General features: G+C 58.5%; 33 protein-coding genes and 1 tRNA gene. 24 read left to right on the top strand and 10 right to left on the bottom strand.

Features of this window, described 5'->3' with window-relative positions; genetic code table 11:
* The first annotated feature begins 48 nt into the window (after positions 1-48).
* The 3 genes from BUA38_RS33140 to BUA38_RS33150 all read left to right on the top strand — a co-directional run bounded on the left by BUA38_RS33140 (position 49) and on the right by BUA38_RS33150 (position 2,298).
* Entirely contained in the window at positions 49-1,314 is a 1,266-nt protein-coding gene (locus BUA38_RS33140) for an amidohydrolase family protein (protein ID WP_072824731.1), read from the top strand.
* A gap of 162 nt (positions 1,315-1,476) precedes the next feature.
* Positions 1,477-1,773 (top strand): septal ring lytic transglycosylase RlpA family protein, encoded by a 297-nt coding sequence (locus BUA38_RS33145; protein WP_072824733.1) that lies wholly within the window; start codon positions 1,477-1,479, stop codon positions 1,771-1,773.
* A gap of 117 nt (positions 1,774-1,890) precedes the next feature.
* On the top strand, positions 1,891-2,298 hold the full coding sequence (locus BUA38_RS33150; protein WP_156898839.1) for a hypothetical protein: 408 nt from the start codon (positions 1,891-1,893) through the stop codon (positions 2,296-2,298).
* A gap of 150 nt (positions 2,299-2,448) precedes the next feature.
* Here the strand turns inward: BUA38_RS33150 and BUA38_RS33155 are convergent, their stop codons facing one another.
* From BUA38_RS33155 to BUA38_RS33175, 5 genes are all read right to left on the bottom strand, one after another.
* A complete protein-coding gene (locus tag BUA38_RS33155; RefSeq protein WP_156898840.1) occupies positions 2,449-2,649 on the bottom strand; it encodes a hypothetical protein in 201 nt (66 codons plus the stop codon).
* Between the two features lie 460 nt (positions 2,650-3,109).
* Entirely contained in the window at positions 3,110-3,406 is a 297-nt protein-coding gene (locus tag BUA38_RS33160; RefSeq protein WP_072824739.1) for a hypothetical protein, read from the bottom strand.
* A 228-nt stretch (positions 3,407-3,634) separates the two neighbouring features.
* Positions 3,635-3,724, bottom strand: a tRNA-Ser gene (locus BUA38_RS33165).
* 73 nt (positions 3,725-3,797) lie between these two features.
* Positions 3,798-4,943 (bottom strand): tyrosine-type recombinase/integrase, encoded by a 1,146-nt coding sequence (locus BUA38_RS33170; RefSeq protein ID WP_072824741.1) that lies wholly within the window; start codon positions 4,941-4,943, stop codon positions 3,798-3,800.
* A gap of 133 nt (positions 4,944-5,076) precedes the next feature.
* Positions 5,077-5,664 (bottom strand): toxin-antitoxin system HicB family antitoxin, encoded by a 588-nt coding sequence (locus BUA38_RS33175; protein ID WP_072824743.1) that lies wholly within the window; start codon positions 5,662-5,664, stop codon positions 5,077-5,079.
* A 150-nt stretch (positions 5,665-5,814) separates the two neighbouring features.
* On the opposite strand from BUA38_RS33175, the gene BUA38_RS33180 reads away from it, so the two are divergent.
* Positions 5,815-6,009: a helix-turn-helix domain-containing protein gene (locus tag BUA38_RS33180; RefSeq protein WP_072824745.1), complete on the top strand. Its 195-nt coding sequence runs from the start codon at positions 5,815-5,817 to the stop codon at positions 6,007-6,009.
* 82 nt (positions 6,010-6,091) lie between these two features.
* Here the strand turns inward: BUA38_RS33180 and BUA38_RS33185 are convergent, their stop codons facing one another.
* Complete coding sequence (locus BUA38_RS33185) at positions 6,092-6,778, bottom strand: hypothetical protein (RefSeq protein ID WP_172806130.1); 687 nt, start codon at positions 6,776-6,778, stop codon at positions 6,092-6,094.
* Here BUA38_RS33185 and BUA38_RS33190 point away from each other — a divergent pair.
* From BUA38_RS33190 to BUA38_RS33255, 14 genes are all read left to right on the top strand, one after another.
* Positions 6,763-8,793: a DNA primase family protein gene (locus BUA38_RS33190; protein WP_072824749.1), complete on the top strand. Its 2,031-nt coding sequence runs from the start codon at positions 6,763-6,765 to the stop codon at positions 8,791-8,793. The genes BUA38_RS33185 and BUA38_RS33190 overlap by 16 nt on opposite strands.
* 387 nt (positions 8,794-9,180) lie before the next feature.
* Positions 9,181-9,804 (top strand): hypothetical protein, encoded by a 624-nt coding sequence (locus BUA38_RS33195; protein ID WP_156898842.1) that lies wholly within the window; start codon positions 9,181-9,183, stop codon positions 9,802-9,804.
* A gap of 42 nt (positions 9,805-9,846) precedes the next feature.
* On the top strand, positions 9,847-10,440 hold the full coding sequence (locus tag BUA38_RS33200; protein ID WP_072824753.1) for a hypothetical protein: 594 nt from the start codon (positions 9,847-9,849) through the stop codon (positions 10,438-10,440).
* A gap of 163 nt (positions 10,441-10,603) precedes the next feature.
* The gene (locus tag BUA38_RS33205) at positions 10,604-11,317 is read left to right on the top strand and encodes a hypothetical protein (RefSeq protein WP_072824759.1); all 714 of its coding nucleotides are present in this window, start codon (positions 10,604-10,606) and stop codon (positions 11,315-11,317) included.
* On the top strand, positions 11,292-11,522 hold the full coding sequence (locus BUA38_RS33210; RefSeq protein ID WP_072824761.1) for a hypothetical protein: 231 nt from the start codon (positions 11,292-11,294) through the stop codon (positions 11,520-11,522). Before BUA38_RS33205 ends, BUA38_RS33210 begins: the two co-directional genes overlap by 26 nt.
* On the top strand, positions 11,519-11,857 hold the full coding sequence (locus tag BUA38_RS33215; RefSeq protein ID WP_072824763.1) for a hypothetical protein: 339 nt from the start codon (positions 11,519-11,521) through the stop codon (positions 11,855-11,857). The genes BUA38_RS33210 and BUA38_RS33215 overlap by 4 nt, the downstream gene beginning before the upstream one ends.
* Positions 11,854-12,306, top strand: coding sequence for a DNA-binding protein (locus BUA38_RS33220; protein ID WP_072824765.1), 453 nt, complete (start codon positions 11,854-11,856; stop codon positions 12,304-12,306). The genes BUA38_RS33215 and BUA38_RS33220 overlap by 4 nt, the downstream gene beginning before the upstream one ends.
* 79 nt (positions 12,307-12,385) lie before the next feature.
* Positions 12,386-12,883: a hypothetical protein gene (locus tag BUA38_RS33225; RefSeq protein ID WP_156898843.1), complete on the top strand. Its 498-nt coding sequence runs from the start codon at positions 12,386-12,388 to the stop codon at positions 12,881-12,883.
* Between the two features lie 29 nt (positions 12,884-12,912).
* Positions 12,913-14,046: a phage baseplate assembly protein gene (locus BUA38_RS33230; RefSeq protein ID WP_072824768.1), complete on the top strand. Its 1,134-nt coding sequence runs from the start codon at positions 12,913-12,915 to the stop codon at positions 14,044-14,046.
* A gap of 40 nt (positions 14,047-14,086) precedes the next feature.
* On the top strand, positions 14,087-14,740 hold the full coding sequence (locus BUA38_RS33235; RefSeq protein WP_072824770.1) for a hypothetical protein: 654 nt from the start codon (positions 14,087-14,089) through the stop codon (positions 14,738-14,740).
* A gap of 58 nt (positions 14,741-14,798) precedes the next feature.
* Positions 14,799-15,173: a hypothetical protein gene (locus BUA38_RS33240; RefSeq protein WP_072824772.1), complete on the top strand. Its 375-nt coding sequence runs from the start codon at positions 14,799-14,801 to the stop codon at positions 15,171-15,173.
* The gene (locus BUA38_RS33245) at positions 15,170-16,114 is read left to right on the top strand and encodes a phage tail protein (protein WP_072824774.1); all 945 of its coding nucleotides are present in this window, start codon (positions 15,170-15,172) and stop codon (positions 16,112-16,114) included. The genes BUA38_RS33240 and BUA38_RS33245 overlap by 4 nt, the downstream gene beginning before the upstream one ends.
* A gap of 481 nt (positions 16,115-16,595) precedes the next feature.
* Positions 16,596-17,204 (top strand): hypothetical protein, encoded by a 609-nt coding sequence (locus BUA38_RS33250; RefSeq protein WP_072824776.1) that lies wholly within the window; start codon positions 16,596-16,598, stop codon positions 17,202-17,204.
* 172 nt (positions 17,205-17,376) lie between these two features.
* Positions 17,377-18,003 carry an SAM-dependent methyltransferase gene (locus BUA38_RS33255; RefSeq protein WP_072824778.1) on the top strand — a complete coding sequence of 209 codons (627 nt, stop codon included), beginning with the start codon at positions 17,377-17,379 and terminating at the stop codon, positions 18,001-18,003.
* Here the strand turns inward: BUA38_RS33255 and BUA38_RS33260 are convergent.
* Genes BUA38_RS33260 through BUA38_RS33270 form a run of 3 tightly spaced genes read right to left on the bottom strand, consistent with a single transcriptional unit; the run spans position 17,985 to position 18,903 of the window.
* Positions 17,985-18,290, bottom strand: a complete 306-nt coding sequence (locus BUA38_RS33260; RefSeq protein WP_083587870.1) for a hypothetical protein — start codon at positions 18,288-18,290, stop codon at positions 17,985-17,987. The two genes, BUA38_RS33255 and BUA38_RS33260, sit on opposite strands and share 19 nt — an antisense overlap.
* Before the next feature lie 5 nt (positions 18,291-18,295).
* Positions 18,296-18,670: a hypothetical protein gene (locus BUA38_RS38675; protein ID WP_072824780.1), complete on the bottom strand. Its 375-nt coding sequence runs from the start codon at positions 18,668-18,670 to the stop codon at positions 18,296-18,298.
* Positions 18,664-18,903, bottom strand: coding sequence for a hypothetical protein (locus BUA38_RS33270; protein WP_072824782.1), 240 nt, complete (start codon positions 18,901-18,903; stop codon positions 18,664-18,666). The genes BUA38_RS38675 and BUA38_RS33270 overlap by 7 nt, the downstream gene beginning before the upstream one ends.
* Positions 18,904-19,189: 286 nt before the next feature.
* Between BUA38_RS33270 and BUA38_RS33275 the strand changes: the two genes are divergently transcribed.
* From BUA38_RS33275 to BUA38_RS33290, 4 genes are all read left to right on the top strand, one after another.
* Positions 19,190-19,672, top strand: coding sequence for a hypothetical protein (locus tag BUA38_RS33275; RefSeq protein WP_156898844.1), 483 nt, complete (start codon positions 19,190-19,192; stop codon positions 19,670-19,672).
* Positions 19,669-20,586: a hypothetical protein gene (locus tag BUA38_RS33280; protein WP_072824785.1), complete on the top strand. Its 918-nt coding sequence runs from the start codon at positions 19,669-19,671 to the stop codon at positions 20,584-20,586. The genes BUA38_RS33275 and BUA38_RS33280 overlap by 4 nt, the downstream gene beginning before the upstream one ends.
* Before the next feature lie 108 nt (positions 20,587-20,694).
* Positions 20,695-21,057 carry a hypothetical protein gene (locus BUA38_RS33285; protein WP_072824787.1) on the top strand — a complete coding sequence of 121 codons (363 nt, stop codon included), beginning with the start codon at positions 20,695-20,697 and terminating at the stop codon, positions 21,055-21,057.
* Between the two features lie 575 nt (positions 21,058-21,632).
* A complete protein-coding gene (locus BUA38_RS33290) occupies positions 21,633-22,127 on the top strand; it encodes a putative quinol monooxygenase (RefSeq protein ID WP_244553126.1) in 495 nt (164 codons plus the stop codon).
* Between the two features lie 86 nt (positions 22,128-22,213).
* On the opposite strand, the gene bla is transcribed toward BUA38_RS33290, so the two are convergent.
* Positions 22,214-23,101 (bottom strand): class A beta-lactamase, encoded by an 888-nt coding sequence (gene bla / locus BUA38_RS33295; protein ID WP_156898845.1) that lies wholly within the window; start codon positions 23,099-23,101, stop codon positions 22,214-22,216.
* Positions 23,102-23,206: 105 nt separating this feature from the next.
* Between bla and BUA38_RS33300 the strand changes: the two genes are divergently transcribed.
* Together BUA38_RS33300 and BUA38_RS33305 are read left to right on the top strand one after the other, a co-directional pair.
* Complete coding sequence (locus BUA38_RS33300; protein WP_072824791.1) at positions 23,207-24,106, top strand: LysR family transcriptional regulator; 900 nt, start codon at positions 23,207-23,209, stop codon at positions 24,104-24,106.
* 199 nt (positions 24,107-24,305) lie between these two features.
* A complete protein-coding gene (locus BUA38_RS33305; RefSeq protein ID WP_072824793.1) occupies positions 24,306-25,229 on the top strand; it encodes a septal ring lytic transglycosylase RlpA family protein in 924 nt (307 codons plus the stop codon).
* Positions 25,230-25,360: the final 131 nt, after the last annotated feature.

Raw genomic sequence — 25,360 nt, forward strand, 5'->3', positions numbered from 1 at the left:
GGCGACCAAACCAATCAAACGGCAACCTCCGCGAACGAAAGGCCGCCGATGGCTCTCGATATTCTGATCAAGAACGTTGCGGTATGGGGCTCCGATGCCCTGCGTGATCTTGCCATCGCCGGCGGTCACTTCGTTGCCGTCCCGCAAAACGCAGTGGAGATATCGTCCCTCGTGCTGGATGCGGGCGGAAGGATCGCGGTGCCGGGCTTCGTTGAGCCGCACATCCATCTCGACAAGGCTCTGATTTCCGAACGCGCGCCGGTCAACGTATCGGGCACGCTCACCGAAGCGATCGAGATACTTTGGCAGATCAAGCGCAACTATACCGTCGAGGAGATCGCCGAACGAGCGTCGCGCGTGTTGGTGCGGGCGATCGAAAACGGCATCCTGCGGCTACGTACCCATGTCGACGTTGATCCGATTGGAGGAACTCGTCCGGCAGAAGGTCTGATCCGCGCACGCGAAGGCTTTCGCGATCTTATCGACGTCCAGATCGTCGCATTTCCACAGGAGGGGATCGTCAAGTCGCCGGGCACCGAAATGCTGATGCGGGACGTCATGAAGCTTGGCGTCGACGTGGTCGGCGGCATGCCGTTCAACGAAGCCTCGCCGGCGGATAGTCGCCGCCACATCGAAATCGTGTTCGACATCGCGAAGCAATTCGACGCCGATATCGACATGCATGTCGACGAGACGGACGACCCGCTTGCGCGCACGCTGGAGGTGCTGGCCGAACTGACCATCGCCAACGGCTGGCAGGGGCGGGTCACCGCCGGCCATACCTGTGCGCTTGCGAGCTATCCGCGAGATTACGCTGATCGCGTCATCGCGCAATTGAAAGAAGCCGGCATCAACATGATCGCCAATCCGGCGACCAATCTCATGCTGCAAGGCCGGCTCGACGACTATCCCAAGCGGCGCGGTGTGACGCAGGTCAAGGAGCTGCTGGCCGCCGGCGTCAACGTTGCCTGTGGGCAGGATTGCGTGCACGACACCTTCTATCCTTTCGGGCAGAAAGATCCGCTCGAGATCGCCTTTCTGCTGTGCCACGCTTCGCACATGAGTCAGCCCGGCGAGATCCGCACTGTGATGGACATGGTCACGCGCAACGGGGCCAGGGCTCTGCGTGCTCCGGGTTTCGAAGTCGCGGATGGGGCGGTTGCGGATCTCGTCGTGCTCGACGCGCGGGATGCGCGCGAGGCGTTTGCCACGCGTCTGCCGCGGCGCTGGGTCATTCGCAAGGGAAAATTGATTGCCGAACACGCCATCACCCGCCGGCGCTACTTCGCTCACGCAGCGGAACCGGCGTTCTGAAGAAGCGGTCGCGCGTGCTCTGCGCCGCCATGTGCGGTCGTTGGATATTTCTTGGGAAAGTTTGGTCCAAAAGTTGATCGTTGCCGCAAGCACGCGCCCAATTCACACCAAAATTCTCGCGTTCAACCGTACCGGGCAGGGCTCTGTACTGTGCGAGGATGCATGTATCGAACCCTTCTGGTCGCAGCGTTTTCTTCGTTAGTTGCTGTATCCGCCGCTCAGGCCGAAAGCGGCCTGGCATCCTACTACGGTGGTCGCGGCGGCGGCATGACCTGCGCTCATCGCACCAGGGCTATGGGTAGCATTGTCACTGTTACCACCCGGTCGGGGCGCTCAATCCAATGTCGCGTAAACGACCGTGGACCGTTTGTTCGCGGACGTGTCATTGACGTGTCGGTCAGCGCCGCCCGTGCGCTGGGGATGATGCGCTCTGGAGTCGTTCTCGTGTCGGTCAACTAACACATCATCGACCGCAATCGTTCCGCTAATCCTTGACGTTCGGCCAGCCAGCCGGATGCCCGACTATAACCGTTGCCGGCCCGCCGTATCCAACGGCCCAAGGGCGACGGAAGTCTGGTGATGCTCGGCAATGGCAACGACACGGTCGCTCCCGGTAACAACAGCGTGGCCATACTGGGTAACGGCAACGACACCGTCATCGGCGGCGCAAATGATCTGATCTTCGTCGGATCCGGCCAGGATCAGCTGGTCGCGGGCTTCAACGACAGCTGGTCGGTCGGCGCGGGCAAGGACACCATAGCTTTCAACGCGGCGGGCTTCGGTAGCAATACCATCGCCGGCTTCAACCCCTCGCAGGACGTACTTACATTCAACGCGAGTCTTTTCCAGAACTACGCCGCAGTCCACGCGGCGACGACGCAGGTCGGCTCGAATGCCGTCATCACAGATGCACAAGGTGACCAGATCACCGTGGTCGGTGTGAATGCGTCGCAATTGACGGCGAACAACGTGAAGATTGCTTAGCCGGCCGCTTTATGAGCGCGCACCTGATTCCGCGCGCTCGCCGGAGTATCGCAAACGAGCATTGAACCGTAGCTTGCGGACGTAACTTTCCTGGGCGTCTAGAAAATAAGCGCCATATCAATGGAGTTTGGAGGAGGGGATGTCCTCCAGCTAGGCTTCCAGCAGTTTAGAAGCGGGCACGCCGAGCCCTTTCGCGATCCGGGCGATGAGCTTCATGATGTAATCGGCGGCGTCCTTGAGCGTGATCAGCACCTTGCCGTTCGGCAGGGAGATCGGGTCCTCGAATTTGCAGGACCAGCCTTCATCTCGCGGATCACCAGCGACGGTTATCACAGTTCTGCGGCGTGACATGCGCAGCCGCAGCCGCAGCTACGGCAGCCCGCGGGGCACTGTCCGCGCTGCCTCGGACTGCGGAACCTCGGCAGCCACCATATCCGCGCCGGGCTACCTGCACGCCGCTGCCAACTTTTTCCTTATCGAAGACATAGAACGTGGCGAGACTGATGTCGGCTATTTCTTCCTCACCGAGCGTGATCGCCTCATTCGGTGCGAAGGCCGTTGTCTGCGGCACGTCCGCCGCCGGTACGGCCGATGCTGTCGCGCTTCCCAATAGTGAGAAGGTCAATCCGGCAGCTCCGAGAGCCGATACGGCCGCTTTAGTTCCGCGCTTCCGCTTCGAAGCTTGCTTCACTTGTGGCATGGCCTCATCCTCCGCAAGTCGTCGTAAAAGTAACTACTGCACGGGTAGCGGCGGAGTCGAGCCGCTGGATATTGGGGCCACTATCGGCGACGAGCTACAGCGTGTCGTATGTCATTGAGGATTTTCAACGATGTCGCGAGTGAGAGGGTCAATCTCCTGCCCGCGAGCATTTACAGGTATGGCCGTTATCGTTGGGACGACGACGTCTTTGAGCTGCGGATTGTTGGGGTCGCCGTACATTCCGATCTGCATGAGCGCCTTAAACGGGATGTTGCGGCTCACGATTCTATCCGGCTTGCCGAACGTCATTGACTCGTAGTCGATTTCCTTGATCTGGAGACTATTGAAAATTGCAGCCGTCGCGACTTGCCACATCACGTCTATCGCGTCGCCAAACTCGTGCGGCAAGAGCCTCGTTCGGCAGGTCGTCTGCTCGCGTTTTGAATTGAGAAATCGGCATCCGGCAGTTACATGCGCAACTCGGGAGCGTCGGCAGGCAGGATCAGCGTCGATTCAAGTCGAAAGTCACCAATCCAGACCTTCACGGACCGTCTCCCAAGGTCAAAAACAGTGTGTGGGCAGATGCGTCGGCTCGTTTCTAAAGATGCCAATTTACACAATAATATCAATTAATTATGGCGGAAGGGGTGGGATTCGAACCCACGGTACCCTTGCAGGCACGCCGGTTTTCAAGACCGGTGCCTTAAACCACTCGGCCACCCTTCCAAACCAATAGTTTCAAGTGCTTAGCAGGTGTTCTGGAAAGAACAAACCGCGAAATTGGCACCCGATTGGCACCCTAGCGATTCAGCGCCGCATTGATCGCCGCTGCCGCCTTGCCGTCGTCCTTTCTGAACAAATGGGCATAGATGCGCAAGGTGATATCTGGCTTTGAGTGACCGAGACGCTTGGAAATGGTGACAATATCCACGCCCGCGTCGATGAGTTGGCTCGCGTGAGTGTGGCGTAAATTGTGAAATCCCAAGTCGGGCATTCCGATCTGGTCGGCAAAATCGCTCCACGCTTTGCTATACCGCTTTTGGGACGGCGGACTGCCATCAATATCCGCAAATAGTAGGGCATCGTCCGGGATCTTTCCGGTGCCAAGTCTCAGCCGGATCTCCAACTGAGTTTTTCGAAACTCCCGCAACGTGTCGACCAGAATGTCGGGCAGGGTGACATCGCGCCTGCCGGCTTTGGTTTTCGGCGCCTTGAACCTGATGCCGTGCGCCTTGGTTTCCTCAAGCGCCTCGCGGACCTGGATGACTTTTCCGTCGAGGTCAACACGACCTTCGCGAAGCGCCAACAGCTCGCCGATCCTCAGGCCCGTAAACAGCGAGACCATCGCGGGGACGAATAGCCGGTGGTTGCGGAGCAATTCAATGAAGGCGGGAATGTCCTTGACGATTACCATTTCGTCGTCGTCGACCTTTGGCGCCGATTCGTCTGCAACGACATTTTTGGTGACGAGCTCGTTCTTTACGGCGTCGCGCAGCGCTTTCCCGAGCACTCTATGGGCATGGCCAATCGTTCGTGGCGCGAGGCCGCCTTTTTTATCGGCGCGGCCGGCGGCTCGGAGGGTCGTGTGCCATCCCTCGATATCCAGCGTTCGGAGTTTTTGCAGCAGCTTCGCGCCAATGTGTGGCACGATCTGATTTTCGACCAGCTCCCGGTAACGTTCGGCCGTCCTGGCGCTGATATTGCCGGACGCTTCCCACTGGTCGACGCGGGCACGCACGAATTCGGCGACAGTCACCTTGTTTGGCTCGACGTATTTGGATTGATCTACCGCCGTGACGAGTTCGGCTAGCTTGATCTGTGCTTCACGCTTGCTGCCGCGGAATGTGTGGAATTGAGTTTTCCGCTTGCCCGTCTTTTCGTCGCGGCCGGCGTCGAACTTGAGGCGCCAAGAGTTCTTCCCGCGCCGCTGAATGTGCCCTTTCATCGTATTGCTTCCCCGCGTTCGACCAGCTTTCTTTCCCAGTCGCCTCGTTTAAAGGAGACAACCTTGATTTCGCTTTGCTGGCGTCGCCCGAGACGACGATCGGGCCATGCGGACATCGCCATTCGCCTTGCTCCTATTTCCCTCGAACTTGTTTGGAGGTTTTTTCTAGTGAGGCGGAATTAGGGATTCGTTCGGCGATGTGACCTAATCCAGTGCGGAGACGAGCGCCGAGCTCTCGTTCTTCCTTGGAGAGGCCCGTTCCAACGACGCGTTCGTGACCCAGGTCGACCAAGCCGACCACGCTCTCTGCTGCTAGCTTTCCCATTCCCATAAGGAGTGCTCGATCGGACGACCGAGAGAGTGTCGGTGGAAAATCATCAGGTTTTCCATCGGGCGCGATGGAGCGTAACGCAACGCTGATCGCTTCAAGAACCTGATGGAAGGCATAGGGTTGATCGTACCAAGGCCCCGGCGCCCAGTCTCCCGTTAACCGACCGGCGTGGTGCACGACTTCGGCAATCAAATCCACGATCGCGTAGACCTTTGGATCATTGAAGCTACGCCATTGGGGCCCAAACGATCGGTTCAGCCGCTTCAAGATCTCCTTATTGACCGACACGCCGCTTTCGGCTGCCGCAGATTCGATTCTCTTCTGCAGATCGCCAGGGACGCGAAGCCTTATTTGCTGCGTTGGCCCATCGATAGCTTTTTTGCGCGGCATTTAGGCAGCTCCAAATAAGATAGCACAGGATAAGATATCCGCCTCGTTTATGTGGATGTCAAGCTCATTGCCTTGACTTATGACCCAAATCAGATGTTTGTTGAGGCAATATCATAATAACTGAGGCAATCAAACGGAGAGCGTTCGCCGATGACAAAGCAGGAAATCGAAGAGTTGCTGTCGAAACCAGCCATCACGCCTGATCAGCTGCTGCGGTCCCAAATCCTGCCGATTGGCCGCAATACGATCTATGACGCGATCAGCTCGGGCGAGCTCGCGTCAATGAAGGTCGGCAAGAAAAAGCTGATCCTCACCGCGCCGCTTCGAAAGCAACTCGGCATCTAAGGCTTGATGGCGCGCCGTGAACGATTTCAGCGATCGAGATAGCATGTCGGTTCGCTCGCGGGTCGCGGACCGCGGCATCACGTTAGCTCAGCGGCAACAACCGGATCAGCTCTCGCAAGTGTTTTTCAAGATCTCGGATTGCATCGACGGCAACCGCGATCTCGGCTGGCGGCCCAGAGACCCATCTATAAGACCATACGGTTGTCGTAAGGATCATTGCCGCCCGCTCTTTGGCGACGATATTAAAATTGTAACGGGCGTTCGCCAAGGCATCCAGCGCTGGCGTCGTGAGTATGTCGACTTGGTCCCATGCCTCGTTGAATTCTTGAGGAAGTGTGAGATCAAAAGTAGACGGCCTGATCTCTTTCACCGAGCCGCCGACGGGTGCGTAGACTTTTTTTCGAACTTCCTCCACCTCGCTACAAAAGATCCTTGCAGCGTAATGCAACTTTCGCAGCAGGTTGATTTGGCGGCGCTGTTCGGTCGCCTCATGCACAGCTCGATCAAAATTCACCCTTGTCTGAGCCGCGAAATACGCGATGCCTGCCGCTATAAGCGCGACGCCGGCAGCGATGGACGGTTGAAAGTCTTTGAGTTGATCATATCGAACCGGGATCGGGCCAGTAATCGATATCACCGAAATGATTGCTGCCGCCAGCATCATAGACGCAATGACGGCAGGGCCGGGAAGTTGCGGACTTCTCATCGCCCGACTTTGGCGTGCCTCTTTCATATTGTCGAGAGGGCCGCGGAATGAGCGCTGGCGCAAATGCCATTCTCGAGATAATCGACGCCGCTCCAACCTTTATCGATGAGCCGGCCGCGGATCCCGAGGCGATCGGCGAAGCCATCCGCAAGTTCGGCCTGGCCGAGCTCAATGCCGCGATCGCCACCGTCAAGTCGGCGGAGGGCGACATGCGTGGCCTGGCGCTGCAGGGATCGAGCCAGCGCATCGGTTCGCTGGCGGCCGCTGGCGCTCTGCATGACGGCTTCGCGCGAGCCGCGCTCGAGGACGCCGCCGCGGCGTGCGGCCTGATCCGCGACGACGGTGTGCGCGCGGTCAAGAAGGTGATCGCCGATGCCGTCAAGCTCGGCAAGAAGCAACCTTTTGATTTAAGCGTGGTGCATCGGCGGAGCCAGGCGCCGCGAACGGCAGACCAAAGATCCTCTAGCTCGTCGCCACTAGCCTCACCAAGCGGACAGGTTGGCGCACCGCGGCGGCCTGATGCGCCCGAAGATGAAAACTCGCTCAATATGCGGCTGGCGTTTTTCCCGCTAACGGACCTCGGTAATGCCGAACGGTTTCGAGAGCGCTACCGTGGTCGCCTGCTCTGGTGCGAAGCGATCGGGTGGCTAGCGTGGGATGGCAAGCGCTGGAGCCGCGCAGGCGCCGATGACCTGGTTAGACTAGCCGAACACGTGACGGTGCGGTTTATCCAGGATGAGGCCGCGGCAGTATACGAGAGCGGTCGGCATGATATCGCCGATCCCAAACCTGGCGCGCGGGACTTTGTGGTCGAGGTCAAGAAAGACAGCAGCGTGGTGCTTTATTCCGAAAAGATCGCGCGATGGGGCAGGGCGTCGGAAGCGATCAATAAATTAAATGCACTGTCGAAGTTGGGCGCTCCGTATTTGGCCGTTGGCGTCGACAAGCTCGATGCCGACAAAATGAATATCAACGTCAACAATGGCACACTGGTAGTCGCACGCAAAAGCGATGGTGGCGACTATATCAGCTTCCAGCCGCATGATCCGGCCGATCTGATCACCAAGATTTCTCCAGTCGATTACGTCCCTGCCGCAACATGCGCGGAATACGACAAGTTCATTGCCCGAGTTCAGCCTTTAGAGGCTATGCGGATTTTCATTCATCAGTGGCTCGGTCTGTCGCTAACTGGTGACGTCAGCGAACAAAAGTTGACGTATTTTTATGGCAGCGGCAGCAACGGAAAATCCGTCCTGATGGATACCGTCTCCTATATAGCGGGAGACTACGGCGAGACCGTTCCCATCGAGACTTTTCTCGATCAGGGCAAATCGCGGACCGGTGGCCAGGCGACGCCGGATCTTGCTATCTTACCTGGCGTGCGGATGCTTCGAACATCCGAGCCGGAGAAAAATTCGAAATTGGCAGAGGCGACGATTAAACTCGTCACAGGTGGCGAACCGATCCAGGCGCGGCATCTCAACCGCGATTTTTTTAAGTTCTATCCTCAGTTCAAATTGACGATTTCGGGAAATCACCGACCGAGAATTTCCGGCGCTGATGAAGGCATATGGCGCCGGTTTCGCCTGGTGCCCTTCGAAGTGTCGATCAAAAAGGAAGAACGCGATCTGCAGCTTGCGGAAAAGCTGCGGGCCGAGGCGTCCGGCATCCTGAATAGATTGCTCGATGGACTAAGACACTGGTGCGACAACGGATTGGTCGAGCCAGAAGCGGTGACGGCGGCAACTGACGAATATCGCTCCATCTCAGATCCACTCAGCCGCTTCTTATCAACGTGCGTTGAAAAGAGCCCGGGCGAGCGCGTCCAATCGAGCATGTTGTACGCGGTGTTCGAAGCCTGGTGCAAGTCCTCTGGCGAGACGGTGTGGAAGCAGAAGGGCTTCTCCATGGCGATGGACGAGCGCGGCTTTAAGCGCATGCACTCAGACGGTGTCTGGTTTCTCGACATAAAGCTGGTTCGTTACGTTCACGATTTCGTCGATGTGGACGGACGGCCCGTTACGCCGGTTGAAGACGGCAATAAGGAGGGCCCTAACGGTGCCAACGTCGAATTCTAATTTTTCCCCTCGGTGCAGACCTCGCAACGCTGCAATCGGATGCCGCCAACAATGCAACTCGGAAGGGTTATCGGAAGGATTTCGGAGAGATGACCCAGTTACGAAGTCCTTGAGCAGTCGGCGTTTTCCAGCATTCGGAAGGATCGGAAGGATTTTTCGATCATTCTTCCTCGATAGTGCGTGCGCGCGTGTGTGCGCGCGCGCGCGTATAGCGAGATGTCAGATTAATCCTTCCGATCCTTCCGATTTTTATCGTCCATACAAAAAAACAAATTTGTACCAGCGGCTTACTAGTGGGTGGTCCAAAACTGAACCCTTCCGAAATCCTTCCAAACCCTTCCGACAACCCTTCCGGGTTGCATTGGTTGAAATGAACGGGAGGGCTCGTTGATCAACATTCGAGCCTTTCAAATCGAGCGTGAGCGATTACGGCGGTTTTGTTTTCGGCAAACGAGGGCCGTCGTTGTTATTCGCGACATTGCTGGCGGATTGGAAGACCCTCGAAGCAATCCCGTCATGCTCATCGCTGAGTGGTTGCTGATTTCGCTAACTGTAAATGCGGTGCGCTTCGCAGACCCGGACGACTGTTGCGATGACTTAGTGCCTTCGGTTTTTGCAGTACCTCGGGCGCCGATAACTAAGCGGGACGTTGCCGCTGCGCTTGATGTCCACCAAGGTCATATGCCCTTCATTGTCGACTACCGCGTTGGTGAGGTCATGTGGCCGCTGCTTTCTACGCATCCAACCGCCGAAACGCTTCGCCAGATCAAGATTTGGGATCGCGGAATGCGCCAGCGGCGGCGCATCGGAGGCGTTGTTACTTGCGACGCCGCCGCTAACAGCATCGCCATCCTTTGCGATGGAAGTCGCGTGCTCCGCCGCAGCGGTGGCGAGACATTTGATCTTGCGGGTCGTTTCTGGCGGGAAGCTAACAACGAGATTGCGTCTCAGCGATGCATGTCGCGGGAGGCATGGCGGCGAAAAGAGTTTCAGACCGATGGGAATGCATGATCGCACCTCGCATCACTTCACTAACAACGGCAAGGAAATACGATGATTGAATTCGACATGAGCGTCTTCGAGCGCAAGGCCAAGGAACTTCGGGATCAAATTGATCAAGTGCCCTATGCACTCGCGGATGCGATGAACAAGGCCGTGGCGAACACGCGAAACGTTCTTGTGCAGGACACCTGGCCAAGCCACGTCACACAGCGAAACGCTGGCTTCATCGGCCGAGCACTTCGGCGTGGAAGCAAAGCCACCCCACGTAATCTTCAAGTCGAGATCTATGATTCACTCGGCCGTGCGCACCTGAAGCTGCATGACGCCGGCGGCGAGAAGAGAGCACGCGGCAAGTTCGCGATCCCGGTGCCAGGAGTGATCAAGCGCACATCAAAAGGCGTCTCGAAGAACAAGCGGCCTTCGGTGATCATTGCGAATACGCCCAAGCGGGCGCTGCGTATCACCGACAGGGGCATCTTCGTCGGCAAGGGCGGAAGGCTCCAGATGTTGTACGCATTCCGGGCCAGGACCGCCCAGCCTGCTGACGTGCCGTTTCACGATGTCTTTCGCGAGACGATGACCGTTGAGCTTCGCACATCGTTCGCCGCCGCAGTCGAGCGGGCTCTAAAGCCTCGGCCGAAATGAAAGTTCATGGGTCCTTCCTAGGCACCCCCCATACACGGGTCCCGCGCAAGCGCGTCCCTTCAGCAGTCAGAGCGGTTTTCCTGTGACTAAAATTCAATTTCTGTAGTCAAGCCAAAACACTGTCGGAACTGTTCGATATGCACCAAACGCGGGGCTCACAAAAATGAGCGATGACGGTATCTCGAAAGTCGCTTTCGCCGACGCGGTTGGCGTTTCACCGGGCCGCGTGTCGCAGTGGATTGCCGATGGCAAAATTCATGGCGACGCTCTGGTTGGAACTGGACGGAAGGCAAGAATTCGGGGAGCCATTGCTGTCGAGCAGTTGAAAATGAAGCTCGACTTGGATCATCGCGTGCGCTCCAGCACCAAAGCCCAGCTCGAGGGGATATCCTTCGCGTCGCCTACTGCAGTGCTAGCTCCCGCCGTTGCGCCCCGCCCTGCCGTCAGTGATATCGAGCAGCAGATCCAGGCCGAGCGCCTGGAGGGCTTTCGCCGGGACAATCGGCGCAAAGCCGAGGAGGAGGCCGCGCGCAGCGGCCGCTATGTTCTCGCGGTCGATGCATCGAAATGGTTTGGAAAAATCGGCGCTATGCTCATCAACCTTTTCGAGGGTTGGTTGGGGCAGTTGGCATCGAAACTGTCCGCCGAATTCGGACTACCGCAGCGTGATGTGCTTCACGTTCTGCGGAGCGAATTCCGGCTATTTCGAGCCAGCGCAGCAGCCGGCATGCGTCGAGAGGCACAGCAGCTGCCTATCCTGGTCGAGGACGATCCGAATGACGGACGGGCAGCAACCTCGGATGGAGCATCGCCGATCGTCGACGTGGATGCGGATGAAAAGGAGGTCGATAATGACGTCGCCGAAATTTCTGGATGAACTGGAAACGTTTGTCGATCTGATCTCACCGGCATGGGCCGCTGCGATCGTCGCCGCATGGGCCGAGCTCGGTCGCCCACTTACGCCGGAAGAGGCCGAGGACCTCCTTCACAGGGTCCTTCACGACAAGGCCGGAGATGCGTTTCGCGAGATGTACGGCGCCAACGTTATCGCAGCGGTTTTTGACGGGAAAAAACCTTCATGAGCAAGCGCCGCAAAGTGCCCAGCGCCGCCGTTAACGACGATGCGTCTACGCAGTTCGAGGAGCTCGTCGCGCAGCTGGCGACGCTGCAGTCCATATCGAACGACGACTTTCCGACTGACGAACAGATGGATCGATTTTTCGGGCTGATCGTGCCGGTCCAGCAAGCTGCTCTCGAATTGGAGCAATCCAAGGCGAAGGCGGCCGGTCTATCTTTAAGCCAGGCTGAATTCCGGGCTCTGTCTATCAAGGTCTTCGTCGGTGCGGCGGGAAATGCAGCACGGGAGGTGTGGGGCGCTACTATCGGCGAACTCATTGACGGGCGCAAACCGCAATGAACAAAAACGGCGAACCAGCGCTCGCCGAGTTCGAAGGATTTGTGCCCGCGATCCCCTGTGCGGAGGGGCGCGAGCGGGAGGCGTCGCATGACGCGATCGAGCATACTGCTGTCGTCGATGGCCTCGAGCAACTAGCGCAGCTCCGCCAAGAGTTTGATCACTACCGGGTGCGCACCGATGAGGCACTCGCCGAGTTGCTCGCCACGGTCATCGAGATCCGCGGCGACCTGGTTGAGATGCGTAGGCGAGCTTCTCGAGCTGCTGGATCAACGAAACTGCCGGCGGGATGGGTCACTCTGAAGCAGGCTGCTTATGATACTGGCTACCACCGGGAACGGATTCGTCAGTGGGCCGTCGAGGGATTGATCAAGGCGAAGCGGGACGGAGGAAGCTGGAGAGTAAGCCTAGAGAGCGTGATCGCCCAGGCCAAGAAGTCGTCTGCGCCGTAAAAAATTCGATTTGGAAATTTGGAGCCCCTCCAAACGTTGCAGTCGGTTTAGTCTGTGACATCGATCGAGGGATTTCCCTATGGCAGACCTCCGCAAACATTACCGGACATTGATGGCCGACAAGACCCGTAGAAGCACAATTAACGGCCTCAGCGATTCTGAATATAGAAATCTGATATTTGGCACGCCGCCCAGCTGGCGAACTCTCTCGAAAAATGTGAAACCCGCGGGCGGGCGGAATATGAAACCCGCAGTTCGCAAATCAGCCCCGCCGCCTGGCCGCGTTTCCCCCCGCAAGCTTTCTTCGAATGATGCTGCTGCAATCGCTAGAGCGGCTGCTGCCGCCCGCGAGGCCCCGACGCTGGAGGATCATCAATCAGCTGCCGCTGCCGCAATCATCGCGGCGGGCGACATGGCGCGCGCCGGCGGTCCGAAGCGCAAGGCTCCATCAGGCGAAGCAGCCGCAATACTCGCAGCGGCCGCCATGCGCGACACTGGCGGGCCGAAGCGTCCGGCTCCATCAGGCACCGCTGCAGCAATCATCGCCGCCGGCAAGAAGCGCCGCGGCGAGGCATAACGAACCCTCAATTCCGAGTTTGGCGGATCATGAGCAACGCATCCGAGATCGCAATCCTCAAGGTCGCCGGCAAGCAATACACCGGCTGGACATCGGTGATGCTGCGGAGGATGTACGGCGGCGCGTGCTCGGACTTCGAGTTCACTGCAACCGAGCAGATGGATACGGGTTCGAAAGATTTTTCAAACTGGAAGATAAATCCAGGCGACAGCTGCACCATCACGCTCGCGGGAATTCTCGCCTTTACCGGTTTCGTGTTTGTCCGGCAGGGATCATTCAATGCAGGACAGCACGGTCTATTGATCCAGGGCCGCAGCGTAACAGCGGATGCCGTCGATTCCTCCGCTCCGGTCAACGGCGGACAATACAAGGGCTATACGTTTCAGGCGCTGGCTTCTGCGCTGTGCAAACAGGCGGGCGTCAATCTCGTCATCAACGGAACCTCGAGCGACCTGTCGCGGCCCTTTCCGCAGTTTTCAGTGTCGTGGGGCGAAACGGTGTTTCAGGCCGTCGAGCGGCTCGCGCGATCGCGGGGGCTTCACATCACTGACGACGCCAAGGGAAATTTTGTCGCCGAGATCTTCGATCCAAAGAGCGCCGGCCAAGGCCAGTTGATCGAAGGTGGCAATCTTTTAGAAGCGCGCGCCACGATCGACGGTTCGAAGTCGTATCACATCAACAATATCGCGTCGCAGCGTCCAGGCAACGACCAGACTAACGGCGAAGCTTGCCGCGACAATTCGGCGACCTTGACCAATCCGGCGGTGCGCTCGACGCGGCGTCTGATGATCTTAATGGAAGAACCGGGCGCGGCGGTGGACTGCGTCACCCGGGCCAACCATGAGACCGCCTATAACGCGACCGACCTGGTCGACGCCCATTGCGTGGTCCAGGGCTGGCAATCCGCGCCGGGAACGTTGTGGGATGTCGGCAAGAACTATTCAGTGAAAAGCCCGATGCTCAATCTCGACCGCAGCTTGAGTTCGCGCCAGGTGGTCTATCGGCAGTCGGCAGAGGGATCGCGCACCGAGATTGACCTTTGCACGCCGGAGAGCCTGGCCTTCTCGTCGACACCGATCGGCGGCTCGGTTGTGCAGGGCGAGCCGGCTTTTGCAGCCGATACGCCGATCCAAGGCGCTACGCCTGATGCGCCCGATAACTAATCCCGCACCTCGAAAATTTGAAAAGGAGATCTCAGTGAAAATGAATCTTGCCGAACTCGAAGCTCTCGTGGTTGAGCAAGGGCGCCGACTTGCGCTCGCGGAATCCGACATCACCGCGCTGAAAGCGAACCAAGGCTTCAGAAAAGTAACGCCGCTCGCGGCAAGTGTGGCCGCCGAGCCGGAAGGTGCGCGGATAACTCTTTCGATCGAGCGCGCCAAGATCGCGCTACCAAATGAAGATGAATTGCGAAAACTGCTCGACGTCGTATTTGGCACTTATCCAACGCTGCGCCCCTGGACACATGGGTCTAGCTACGCTTTTCAAGACGAACAGAATTTCACCAGGCAGTTTTCTGCGGCGTTCGGCTACGTGTCGAGCCAGGGCCGCGCCGACGAGATCGATATGAAGCACTCGGTTTCCTGGTGGGCTGATCAAGCCAGCGATTGGCTTCGCCATCGCGGCGATCGCACAGATATCGGCGGCGCGGCCTTTCTGGCTGCATGCGTTGCCGCCGGCGACGTTGCCTTCCAACGTAGCGATCAGTTTGGGAACGTCTGGGCGGTTGGCCTGGCCAGCTGGGAAGGGCGGAAGGCCACAGAGGCATGGCGCAACGTTTTGTGCGGTGAGCTCCGTAGACCCGTCCCGGGCATTCACAAGGCTCCGGAACGCAGCAGCTTGAGCGTGCGACGTTAGGTGGTCTGTCGGTTGATGCGCGCATCAGCGGCATCGGGAAGGACAAAACGAGATGAGAATGAATTTGAAATTGCTGGCCGCGTGGGTCGTCGCAACGATCGTCAGCAGCGCGATCGGCGCGTCGGCCGAGCAGCCGAGATCCGCTCGCATCGTGACCTCGAGCGAGGACCTGCAGATCACGAAAGCCGATCATACCATCGGCCTCAAGCGCGAGGTGAACCCGCACAAAACGGTTCTGACGTTGCCGCCCGACGCCGAGCCGGATCAGGAATTCATCATCGACGATCTGGTGGGCAATTTCAGAACCATTTCGGTGACGGTCCGTGCGCCGGGTGGGCACATGATCCTGAACCGTAGGACATTGTGGGTCCTCGATAGCAACCACGTCGCATTTCGCTATTTCGGCGAAAAACTCTGGAGTGTTGAGCCGTGATCAAACGAATACTAGCGCCGACGATCGCCGCGCTTCTTGCCGCCCTGGTCGTCTATTGCTTCGTTCCACCGCCGCGCCCCTCGGCCGCTCAGTTCGCCGATCAAGGCACATGGGCTGGCACCGCCGGCGGCACGTCGAACGCCGTGGTGCTCAACCTGGCCAATGTCGGTTCACTGAATGACATCGTCGGCGTTCAAATCAGCTTCAATCCGGCGGCAAACAATACCGGACCGGTGACGATCGCGATCACGAACGTCCTGGGCAACACTACGGCGACGGCGCTTCAGCGGCCATCGTCGATCGGCCTGGTCGGACTCTCGCTCAACGAGTTGTGGGCGGGTGAGACCACGTCGGTGAAATACAACGGTTCGGTCTTCGTGCTTTCGAGCAACGTCGATAGCAGAGGAGTCGGCGACACGGTTGAGACCCGGAACTCGACTGCGCCGCGCGGGACCTTGCTCGAGGATGGGTCGTGCTATTCGCAGACGACTTTTGCCGCGCTCTTCAGCGTAATCGGCACTACGTACAACGCCGGAGCTCCTGTCGCATGCTCAGGAGGTCAATTCGCTGTCCCAGACAGCCGGGGCTCCTTGTTTGCGGCTCTGGACAACCAGGGCGCCAACGGGGCCGCCAACCGCCTTACAAGCGCAGGCAGTGGGTGTTCGGCCACGAGCGTCGCATTCAGGTGCGGTTCCGAGAAGTACGTGATGGTGAGAAGCGACCTTCCAAACACGTCTGTCAGCGTGGCGATCACGCAGACCGGCGCGGCCAATGGTTCGTCCTCGGGCGCGGTGGGTGTGGGCACAGGCGCCACCATCGGTATGTGCTGCGCGACACCCATCAGCGCCACGGGCGCATTTAACCTGAATAACAACGTGACACAAACCGCTCAGCCGAATGTTCCGCCTGTGCTGGGTGGCATCAGAGCAATCAAATACTGAGGCCCTGAATTCCCGGTGTGCGTGGGACCGGGGGCATGCAAGTCGGCAAGTGCATGGATAAACTAACACCGACAGTTCGCGGACCTAATCTCTCCTTTCCGGGTCGCGGCGGGCACGGGCTGTTGCTCCGTCAGCCCGGGATTTCAGCGGCGGCGCCGGCGCGCGTCAAGTATGCGCCGGCGTCAATTGCCTCGTCGCCGCGGATGTACCGGCGGGCGGGCAATTATGTATGGGCGCGAATGCTACAAGGGGCTTTAAGATACAGTTTCCGTCCCCATTTTCGGGCAATGGGCCATTGACTCAACTGGAACTTGCCACCTGAATACCTCTCTTCATATGGAGGGATCATGGCAGACGACAAAGGGAAGAAACCACCGCCACCGCCACCGCCACCGCCACCGCCGTCGAAGCAACAGGAACCGCGCCATAGGCACGAAGGCGGGATGGCGGAGGATTCGAAAAGGCACAGGACGAACGACGGATGGACAGAGAAAAACAAAACGACGGACTGGGACAAACCGAGGCCGCCGCCCAAGAAGGACTAAAGTGGGATTTTTACGATCTCGACTTTAGTGTCCAGAAATCTCGGAGATACCATGAAAAGCTTGCCGCTTTTTATGGTGTCTGGCGGGACTGGATCAAGATTGTCTCGGTGATCGCCGGTAGCAGTGTATTTCTACTTTTGTTGGCAAGCGCAACGCATTTTGCGGAGGTTTTCGCTGCGTTCGTCGCTCTCTGGGCCATCTTAGATTATGTGATCAAACCGGCAGAAAAAGCCGACGATCATTCGGAACTAGGTCAAAAATTTACAGACCTGGCGATCAGAATAGCGCGGTCGCCCCGAACGGCAGAGACTCTAGGGGAGCTTTCGGCAACCCGGATGGAAATCGAAAAGTCTGAGCCGCCATGCAAAAGGCTAGTCGATTTGCAGGCGCGAAATGATGAGTGCCGTGCTCGTGATTTTCCACCGGAAGACCTTGTTCCACTCAACAGGTTACAAAGATGGTTCGGTTATTTTGCGACATTCGGAATGCCGCGAATAGAAGCATGGAAGGCGGAGCGCCAGAGACAAGTCCGCGCCGCATCCTAATCCTTGCTCTGCGGCCGGTCACATCACGGCATTACCGTGTCGTAGATGAAGCCCCAGGTAAATCCCGCCGATGATGGCCATGGCATAGATCAGAATCGTGAGAGTGATCGCCCGTACCAGGTCGAACGCATGAAGGGATTCCCTTCTATTCGAAAAAGCGTATGATTCTCTGATGGCCCAGAATCGATCTCACGCCGTGATGGCTCAACGAACCGAAGCTCAGGATAGTCGAGACGATTTTCCCACACCGCCTTGGGCGACCCGCGCTCTTTGTGAGCACATCCTCTCCAAAATCGAGCTTTCCTCCCAGACCTGCCTGGAGCCGGCATGCGGGCGCGGCTACATGGCAACGCCGCTAACGGAATATTTTGCCAACGTCGAAGCCGCGGATGCCTACCATTACGGTTTCGCGCCAGTCCGTGATTTTCTCAGTTACCCGTACGAGACAGGATCCCACGACTGGGTCATCACGAACCCGCCGTTTCGCTTGGCGGAAGAGTTTGTTTTACGGGCGTTGATAGTTGCCAGGCGAGGCGTGGCGATCCTCGCCCGTACGGTTTTTTTAGAAAGTTCTGGACGGCACGAGGCTATTTTTTCACGCACACCGCCGATGGCATTTGCTCAATTTGTCGAGCGCGTCCCGATGGTAAAGGGAAGGCTTGATCGAAAAGCATCAACCGCGACAGGGTATGCTTGGCTAGTCTGGGACAAGCGATATGTCGGACCACCGCTTCTCAAATGGGTACCTCCCTGCCGAAAGGCCCTTGAGCGCCAAAGCGACTATTCAGAGCGGTTGTAGCGTTCAAGGCCGGCTTCGAGCTGCTTGATGGCATCTTGCGTGTTATCCGCCTTCAGAGCAGCAAGCGCTTTTTCGACGAATGCATGAAGGAAGCGTCCTTTGACGCCTGGTGGACCTTTTGGCGGAAGCTCTGAAGCGTGAGCAGCTTCCGTTGTGCCGTACTTTCCCTGCGAAGCTTCAACGATGCGGGCCTGATTTTCGCCGAACCACGCGGCGACATCATGCTGGTTGTCACCTCTCGCTAGCATTCCAATGGCAATCTTGGCGTCGTGAACAGTCATCGCCATGACATTCAATCTCCAACAAATTTTGGTTTACACACATTATCCAACCCCAACCGCAGCGCGAGATCAATGGGGCGGAGCCGCGCGAAAACCGCCCATGAGGGCTTGGCGGCCTTCATGCAAATAGCTCCGCGCCCCGCCTGCGTGAACCGGACGAAGGTGCCGGACTCGTGCAGCACGATCCAGCCGCGCTCTACGGCGTGCTTTAGGCCGGCCAGGTACTGCGCTGGCGCGCCTTTGATCTCGAACAGGAACGGCCCGTTCATCTTCTCGATGTGAATGCGACCATCCTGAACGGCTTCGACCCCGCTGGCGATCTCGAGCAGCTTGCGCGCGGCAGTCTCGGGGTCTGATAGCGGACTGGTCTCGACGTACTTCACCATTTTCGGCCTTCTGCTTGTGCGGCGTAGATATGCGCACTGTGGTCGTAGCTCTCAGCGGGCGTGTGGCTGTCGAACCTTATGCCGCAGGCGCATCGCATCATCGAGCTAGGTGGGTCGACGTCGACCGGTACGCCGGCGCGCTCGCCGATTGTGCCGACATGCACGTCGCCCCAATAGACGTGCCAGGTGACCTGGTGCGGGTTGTCTGAGCGGCGGCGGGTGAGGGCGGGCATGCCCCATGATTCCGCCGAATGGGCGCGGAGGGAAGCCGCTAGGGATTGCGGGCGTGAACGCCGCGCAGACTATTGCCTGAGACAAACGCGCGAAGGCCGTCCCTGAGGGCTTGGCAACTCAGCAAATCAGTGATTCTGTTAGCGCCGCGACCAGGTGCTCTAACACCTGGCCGCGACTTACCACCGAACAGCCATAGGCGGGCAGTCCGATGATCGATTCTGAAAATATCACAGGTATATGCGGTGTGTCCGCCTTGGCGTTTTCAACGCACAGGAAGGATACAACATGACCATCGAACGACCGACATTCTCATCGCATGAGCCGTCTACATCCCCCCAGATTGGCAGACGTGGCCTGCTATGCGGCCTCGCTGCGGTACCAGCGGCGACCGCTCTCGCCAGCGCGACGCTGCACGCGTCGCCGGCAGCTACGCCTGATCCCGTCTTCGCCGCGATCGAGGTCCACCGTACTGCGAATGCCGCACACCATGCCGCTATCATCAAACTCAACCGGCTCCAAAAACTCCATCGCTTTGATGGTAACTTCGAAGAAATCACCGGCAAGGCCTGCGACGACGAGAACGAGGCTTTCGAGGTTCTAATCGGCGCGCCGGCCACCACGCTTCAAGGCCTTGTTGCCAAGCTGGACTATCTACGCGCCATTGCGGATAGCGACGAAGCATGGATGCTCGACGAGCGTGAGGGCGGCGCGCGGCTTTTGATCGACAGCATCACTGAGTCCCTCAGGAACGTGGGGGTGCTGTCATGACTGGCAATGTCGTCCAATTTCCTTCCGCAAAGAACCGGGCCACTCCTAAGGAACGAGCCTCGAAGTCTGCCGTTGAAGAGCGTTTCGAGGAGCCAATCGTCCGCCTTCCAATTACCCTAAGCCTCGAAAGCGCAGGCGATCCGATCTTCGCCGCGATCGAGGCTCACCGGAAGGCGTGCACTATCCACACTCAACGCGTCGAGGTCTCAGCCAACATGACATTAGACGATCCTGGCTTTGAAAAAGCCAACGCCTCAACCGGCGAAGCCGGTGATGAGATGTTCGATCGTGCCCAACAGTTGCTCGATGTCCGACCTTCGACGCGCGCCGGCGCGGACGCATTACTCTATTACGCCAGCCGACCCGAAGAACCCAACCTAGGTGACGACTGGCGATTTCCGGATTTTGCCGAGAACGGAAAGGCCTTCCACCTCGCGATGATGAAGCATGTTGCCTATGCTCTGTGTTCGATCGGAGCTAACGACAAAAACGTTAGTGGCGTCGACACCAAACGCCATGCGGCACCCGACGCCGAGCTCGTCGCGCTTGGAGACAGATATGAAGCCCTTTTAGATAAGTACTATCAGCGTCGCGCGGCATGGTCGGCAAAGCCATTGCGCAGTAGCGTTGTCGTTACGAAAAAAATGGCGATGGAAATGGAGGTGCTCGATCGAGCAATAAGGTCGCTTCCCGCAACCTCCATCGAGGGCTTGCGTGCGAAGGCACTCCCGGCGTTTTACGACGTGGCACCCGTTTGTCACGAGGATACCGAGTACAATTTTGAAGACTCGTTCGCTTTCCAAAATCTTTTTCAGGCGGTGGTGAATGTGGTCGGCCTCTCCGACAAGGTGGCTTCGACAGGATACGAGATGCCGGAAAGGATCTGGCTTCAGGAAGAGGACGAAGAGGCGTAAAACGTCTAATTCGAAGCGGAGGGTGGACAAGCTGATCCGCCCTCCGTTTTTACTCGAAAGCCAACTGACGCCGTCTATTTCTTCAGTGTCACATCAGCGGGGCGGACAATGCCAAAGCGCAAACGAAATCTCTCCGCGCCGCCTCCGAAGGTAGCTGCCGCACTTAAAGCCTTAAGGGATTTACATATCGGCCCGCGCCCCCTCAAATTTCAGGATCTTGCTGACGGCCTCGCAGCCAGTGGATGCACGATCAGCGATTTTCAGAAAGCAGCAATTGTCTTCGACGATTTGATGATGTGGGAGCAGGAGATATCTGATCTGTGTTGCCGGCTGCTCGCGAAGGGCGTCTCGCTTCCTGAAGGGTTCACCTACGAAGAGTTATTTAGGATTGCGATTGAATCTGGAGATCAAAGCGCTCAGCGCATGGTCGATGCAGATGTCATCAATATCTTAAAGGCCCCTTGGGCTTGATAGTCGCCCGCATCGCCTGGCGTAGCCCGGCTGACGAATATCCCTTTTTTGGCACCGCAATTGGCACCGAACGGATTGGGATAGCCCAATATTACGGAATACAAGATAGCATCGCATCGTTCGGAAACGTCAACAAAACAAGATAGCTTAGGATGAAACAGGACGCGGCATCATGCCAAAAACTGTATTTCAAGACCGGTGCCTTAAACCACTCGGCCACCCTTCCGTACGATGCGACTTCAATCACCTGACGGTTGAAAATTCAAGAACCCGTTAGAGGTTACGCGCATCTTTGGGCTCGCTTTCGGGCTGTGTTGCCATCCCGTTCCAAAGAAATCGAGCCGCAGATGATAAATGCGAGCGCCAAGGCCGAGGATGGCTCGTTCCGTCGGTTGGACCGAACGTTCGCGTTGTCGTGAACAAGCCTGCCGAGGATGCAAGCTGCGGAAGCATCGACAAAATCCGAAAAGCGGCGCCGGCTGCAATCTCACTTCGACCAACATCGAAGTGAGATGCGCAAAACCGATGTTATGGAGATCGGGTTGGTGGGCGAACGCGAGGCGATGGAGATATTCATGAAGCTTCCAGCAACAGAGACGACAGAGACCAAACCGGTCGAGGCGTTCAGCCGCAGATCGGCGATCGGAACATTCCTCGCCGTGCTGGCGGCCAGCAATTTTACGCCGTGGACGATCTCGTCATCTCAATCACAGCCGCAAGGAGCCAAGACCATGAGCCAATACGCCGTGAATCAAAAGACGATCGGAGACGCTGTCGCGAATGGCGGAGTCCTCGTCGTCGCGCAATGGGAAGCGAAGGAAGGCCAGGCCGACAATGTGGCCGGCATTCTCGATCGCTTTTTGCCGGAAGCCCAGCGCGATCCGGGTTCGCAACTGTTCCTGATCGGACGCAACAAGGAGAACCCGGCGCAGTTCTTGTTCTACGAGCTGTTCCGCGACGAAGCTGCCTTCAAGGCACATCAAGAAAGCAACTACTTCAAGACCTACATCGCCGGCCAGGCGCTGCCGCTGCTCGCAAAGCGCGAGCGGACGCAGTACGTCCTGCTGTAGGGCCATTCTCCAGACCAGGAAAGCGGCGGAGATTCTCCGCCGCTTTTTTTGGATGGCTGATAACAGACGCGGCCGCCGGAATAATCTCAAAGCGACGCTGCGACCAACCGCGCCACGGCGGCAAGTGTCGCATTGCGGTGGTCCGCCTCTGGTGAACCGCCGGTCAGATAGACAGAGACGAACAGCGGCGACCGGTTCGCTGACGGCCAAACGACCGCAATGTCGTTGGCCGTTCCTTTCTCACCGGAACCGGTCTTGTCTCCGACGCGCCAATCGCGGGGAAAGCCCGCCCGCAGGCGCGCATCGCCGGTCTTGTTTCCGACGAGCCACCCAACGAGGCGTTCCTTTGAGGCTGCCGTCAAAGCGTTGCCGATCACCAGCGTGCGAAGGTCGGAGAGCATGGCAAAAGGAGACGTCGTATCGCGCACATCGCCCGGCAAGGCCTCATTGAGGTCCGGCTCGTTGCGATCAAGGCGCGTCACGGTATCTCCGAGCGAACGCATATAAGCGGTCAAGCCCTCGGGTCCGCCCAGATTGGCAAGCAACAGATTGCCCGCCGTATTGTCGCTTAGCGTGATGGCCGCCTCGCATATCTCCGCAAGCGACATTCCTTCGCCACCGGCGCGATTTTTGCTGACGGGCGAGTACACCACGACATCCTTTGCTTCAAAGCGTAAACGGCGATCGAGTCGTTCCTGACCGGCGTCGACCCGGGCGAGCAGCGCCGCGACGGCAAGCGTCTTGAAGGTGCTGCATATCGGAAAGCGCTCATCGCCGCGATAGACAGCGCTGTTTCCGTTCTGCGTGTCGGCGACCGCAACGCCCAGGCGTCCGCCGCGTTCCTTTTCGAGTTCGGCAAAATTGCGCGACAGCTTTTCCGACCACTCCTCGCCGGCGCGGGCCGGGAGGAGCGGAAAAACACCTCCGCTTATCGTTACGCCAAGCCCACACAAAAATGCACGACGCCCCACCATTTTCATTTCTCCTTGCGGTTGCGGATGCGTCAATGCCGCGGGGCGATCGTGTTGACAAGCGATGAAAAATTGGGGGAGACATTAGGAAAATTTGGACCGCGACACATGATCAGATCGCATTTGCCGCTGAACGCGCTGCTCGCATTTGAAGCGTCCGCCCGTCATCTTAGCTTCACCTCCGCAGGTGTGGAGCTGCGCGTGACCCAGGCCGCGGTCAGCCATCAGGTCAAAGCCCTCGAAGAGTTGCTCGGCGTCAAGCTGTTTCGCCGGCTGCCGCGCGGGCTGGCGCTCACCGACGAAGGCCATGTCTTGCTGCCCGTGCTGAGTGAGACCTTCGACCGCATTCAAGCCACGCTCGACCAGTTCACCGGCGGAAAGTTCCGTGAAGCCGTCACGGTCGGCGCGGTCGGAATATTTGCCACGCGATGGCTGTTGCCGAGGATTCCGTCCTTCCGCAGAGCGCATCCCAACATCGATCTGCGCCTCTACACCAACAACAACCGCGTTGATCTTGCAGGCGAGGGGCTCGACTTCGCAATCCGTTTTGGCGATGGCTCGTGGCACGGAACAGATGCGGTAGAGCTTCTTACGGCGCCACATTCGCCGGCATGCGCGCCGGAGATCGCGAAGCGGTTGCGGCAGCCTGAGGACCTGCTCGGCGAAGTGCTTCTTCGCTCCTACCGGATTGACGAATGGGAGCGCTGGTTTGCGTCGGTCGGAATCGCTTCCGGGCAGGCCCGTGGGCCCGTCTTCGATTCGTCCGGCAGCCTCGCCGAGGTCGCGATTCTGGGGCAGGGGATAGCGTTGCTGCCGATCCGAATGTTTGCGCGCGAACTGGAAAGCGGACAGCTCGTCCAGCCTTTCAGGAAAGAAATCGCCCTCGGCCGCTACTGGCTGACGAGTCTGAAATCAAAACCCCAGACGGCGGGCATGAAAGCCTTTCAGCAATGGCTCTTGCAGAGCTGCCAGGAGCCAGCACCGGGCCCAGCCGCGCCTGCGGCCTGATTTTTCCTTGCCAAAATTGGAGGGCGGCACCCCTGCAAGGATTGATTTACCAACTTTGCCGCCCCCTCGCTCTCCCCATTTCCGCCGTGTTCTCACTGCGGTATATTGACCCATTGATGCGGGCCTTGAGAGGTCTGTTTCGGGGATAAGACCACCGGGCGCGCGGCAAACGCGGCTGGTGGAACGGTACTTGGGGCGAATGCAGTTTAAACGGTCAGCACCGGCTCTTGGCGCGTGGCGAGGAATCGCTACGGTTTCTGCGTGCCTTGTGCTCGCCAATTGCGCCTCATCGGGCCTCTCGAGCCGGGTCGATCCCAAATACGGCGTTTCCTCCAGCCCCCGCGTCGTCGCGATGGGTGATCCCGTACCGAAGGGCGGAGGAACCTATCGGGTCGGCAAACCCTATACCGTCGCCGGTCAGCTCTACGTCCCCGAAGAGAATGTCAATTATCGACAGGAAGGCCTTGCCTCCTGGTATGGTGACGATTTCCACGGCCGGCAGACCGCCAACGGCGAGGTCTTCGACATGACCTCGCTCTCGGCCGCCCATCCCACGCTGCCAATGCCGTGTTACGCCCGCGTCACCAATCTGGCCAACGGCAAATCGCTGATCGTGCGCGTCAATGACCGCGGTCCCTATCACGCCAACCGGGTGATGGACGTCTCAAGCCACGCGGCGGATCTCCTCGAATTCAAGAACAACGGCGTGGCGCGTGTGCGCGTCGAATATGTCGGCCGCGCGCCGCTCGAAGGTTCCGATGACCGCCTGCTGATGGCGACGCTGCGTACCGGCGTCCCGGCACCTGCGCCTTCGCTGGTCCAGATCGCATCGGCCCGGCCATTCGTTCCGCAATTGCCGTCGTCTTCGCGGCCGATCCGCGGCGAGGTACCAATCCCCGAAGGCCGGCCCTACAATCTCGGCAGCACGCAGCCGGACCAGGCCGCGTATGTGGAGCCGCAGACGCGTACCGCCTATATGCGCTCGCGTTCGAACGATCAGTTCCAGGATGATGCGCGCACCGCCTCCTACGACGATCGCTACGTCACGCGGCCCATCTCCGCCTATGCGCCGGTCGACCCGCAAATTCCGAGCGAAATTCTCGCCGGACACGGGCTTTACTGATTCCAGATTCGCACCTCACAGCAATCCGGCGCTAACCAGGCTGCTCAGGCCACCGGCCAGCGGAACCTAAGCATCGGGTTTCCGCCTTGTTCACAACATCTTATGCCGAGAGATGAAGGCGAAGCCTCAAT

Origin of the sequence: Bradyrhizobium erythrophlei (genome assembly GCF_900142985.1) — a bacterium.
Classification (GTDB): Bacteria; Pseudomonadota; Alphaproteobacteria; order Rhizobiales; family Xanthobacteraceae; genus Bradyrhizobium; species Bradyrhizobium erythrophlei_B.

Bases quoted from the DNA above. Each gene is read 5' to 3' on its own strand.
- BUA38_RS33140 (WP_072824731.1), top strand. From the start codon at position 49: ATGGCTCTCGATATTCTGATCAAGAACGTTGCGGTATGGGGCTCCGAT.
- BUA38_RS33145 (WP_072824733.1), top strand. From the start codon at position 1,477: ATGTATCGAACCCTTCTGGTCGCAGCGTTTTCTTCGTTAGTTGCTGTA.
- BUA38_RS33155 (WP_156898840.1), bottom strand. From the start codon at position 2,649: ATGTCACGCCGCAGAACTGTGATAACCGTCGCTGGTGATCCGCGAGAT.
- BUA38_RS33170 (WP_072824741.1), bottom strand. From the start codon at position 4,943: ATGAAAGGGCACATTCAGCGGCGCGGGAAGAACTCTTGGCGCCTCAAG.
- BUA38_RS33175 (WP_072824743.1), bottom strand. From the start codon at position 5,664: ATGCCGCGCAAAAAAGCTATCGATGGGCCAACGCAGCAAATAAGGCTT.
- BUA38_RS33180 (WP_072824745.1), top strand. From the start codon at position 5,815: ATGACAAAGCAGGAAATCGAAGAGTTGCTGTCGAAACCAGCCATCACG.
- BUA38_RS33190 (WP_072824749.1), top strand. From the start codon at position 6,763: ATGAGCGCTGGCGCAAATGCCATTCTCGAGATAATCGACGCCGCTCCA.
- BUA38_RS33200 (WP_072824753.1), top strand. From the start codon at position 9,847: ATGATTGAATTCGACATGAGCGTCTTCGAGCGCAAGGCCAAGGAACTT.
- BUA38_RS33205 (WP_072824759.1), top strand. From the start codon at position 10,604: ATGAGCGATGACGGTATCTCGAAAGTCGCTTTCGCCGACGCGGTTGGC.
- BUA38_RS33210 (WP_072824761.1), top strand. From the start codon at position 11,292: ATGACGTCGCCGAAATTTCTGGATGAACTGGAAACGTTTGTCGATCTG.
- BUA38_RS33215 (WP_072824763.1), top strand. From the start codon at position 11,519: ATGAGCAAGCGCCGCAAAGTGCCCAGCGCCGCCGTTAACGACGATGCG.
- BUA38_RS33220 (WP_072824765.1), top strand. From the start codon at position 11,854: ATGAACAAAAACGGCGAACCAGCGCTCGCCGAGTTCGAAGGATTTGTG.
- BUA38_RS33225 (WP_156898843.1), top strand. From the start codon at position 12,386: ATGGCAGACCTCCGCAAACATTACCGGACATTGATGGCCGACAAGACC.
- BUA38_RS33230 (WP_072824768.1), top strand. From the start codon at position 12,913: ATGAGCAACGCATCCGAGATCGCAATCCTCAAGGTCGCCGGCAAGCAA.
- BUA38_RS33235 (WP_072824770.1), top strand. From the start codon at position 14,087: ATGAATCTTGCCGAACTCGAAGCTCTCGTGGTTGAGCAAGGGCGCCGA.
- BUA38_RS33240 (WP_072824772.1), top strand. From the start codon at position 14,799: ATGAATTTGAAATTGCTGGCCGCGTGGGTCGTCGCAACGATCGTCAGC.
- BUA38_RS33250 (WP_072824776.1), top strand. From the start codon at position 16,596: ATGGACAGAGAAAAACAAAACGACGGACTGGGACAAACCGAGGCCGCC.
- BUA38_RS33255 (WP_072824778.1), top strand. From the start codon at position 17,377: ATGGCCCAGAATCGATCTCACGCCGTGATGGCTCAACGAACCGAAGCT.
- BUA38_RS33260 (WP_083587870.1), bottom strand. From the start codon at position 18,290: ATGGCGATGACTGTTCACGACGCCAAGATTGCCATTGGAATGCTAGCG.
- BUA38_RS38675 (WP_072824780.1), bottom strand. From the start codon at position 18,670: ATGGTGAAGTACGTCGAGACCAGTCCGCTATCAGACCCCGAGACTGCC.
- BUA38_RS33270 (WP_072824782.1), bottom strand. From the start codon at position 18,903: ATGCCCGCCCTCACCCGCCGCCGCTCAGACAACCCGCACCAGGTCACC.
- BUA38_RS33275 (WP_156898844.1), top strand. From the start codon at position 19,190: ATGACCATCGAACGACCGACATTCTCATCGCATGAGCCGTCTACATCC.
- BUA38_RS33280 (WP_072824785.1), top strand. From the start codon at position 19,669: ATGACTGGCAATGTCGTCCAATTTCCTTCCGCAAAGAACCGGGCCACT.
- BUA38_RS33285 (WP_072824787.1), top strand. From the start codon at position 20,695: ATGCCAAAGCGCAAACGAAATCTCTCCGCGCCGCCTCCGAAGGTAGCT.
- BUA38_RS33290 (WP_244553126.1), top strand. From the start codon at position 21,633: ATGAAGCTTCCAGCAACAGAGACGACAGAGACCAAACCGGTCGAGGCG.
- bla (WP_156898845.1), bottom strand. From the start codon at position 23,101: ATGGTGGGGCGTCGTGCATTTTTGTGTGGGCTTGGCGTAACGATAAGC.
- BUA38_RS33300 (WP_072824791.1), top strand. From the start codon at position 23,207: ATGATCAGATCGCATTTGCCGCTGAACGCGCTGCTCGCATTTGAAGCG.
- BUA38_RS33305 (WP_072824793.1), top strand. From the start codon at position 24,306: ATGCAGTTTAAACGGTCAGCACCGGCTCTTGGCGCGTGGCGAGGAATC.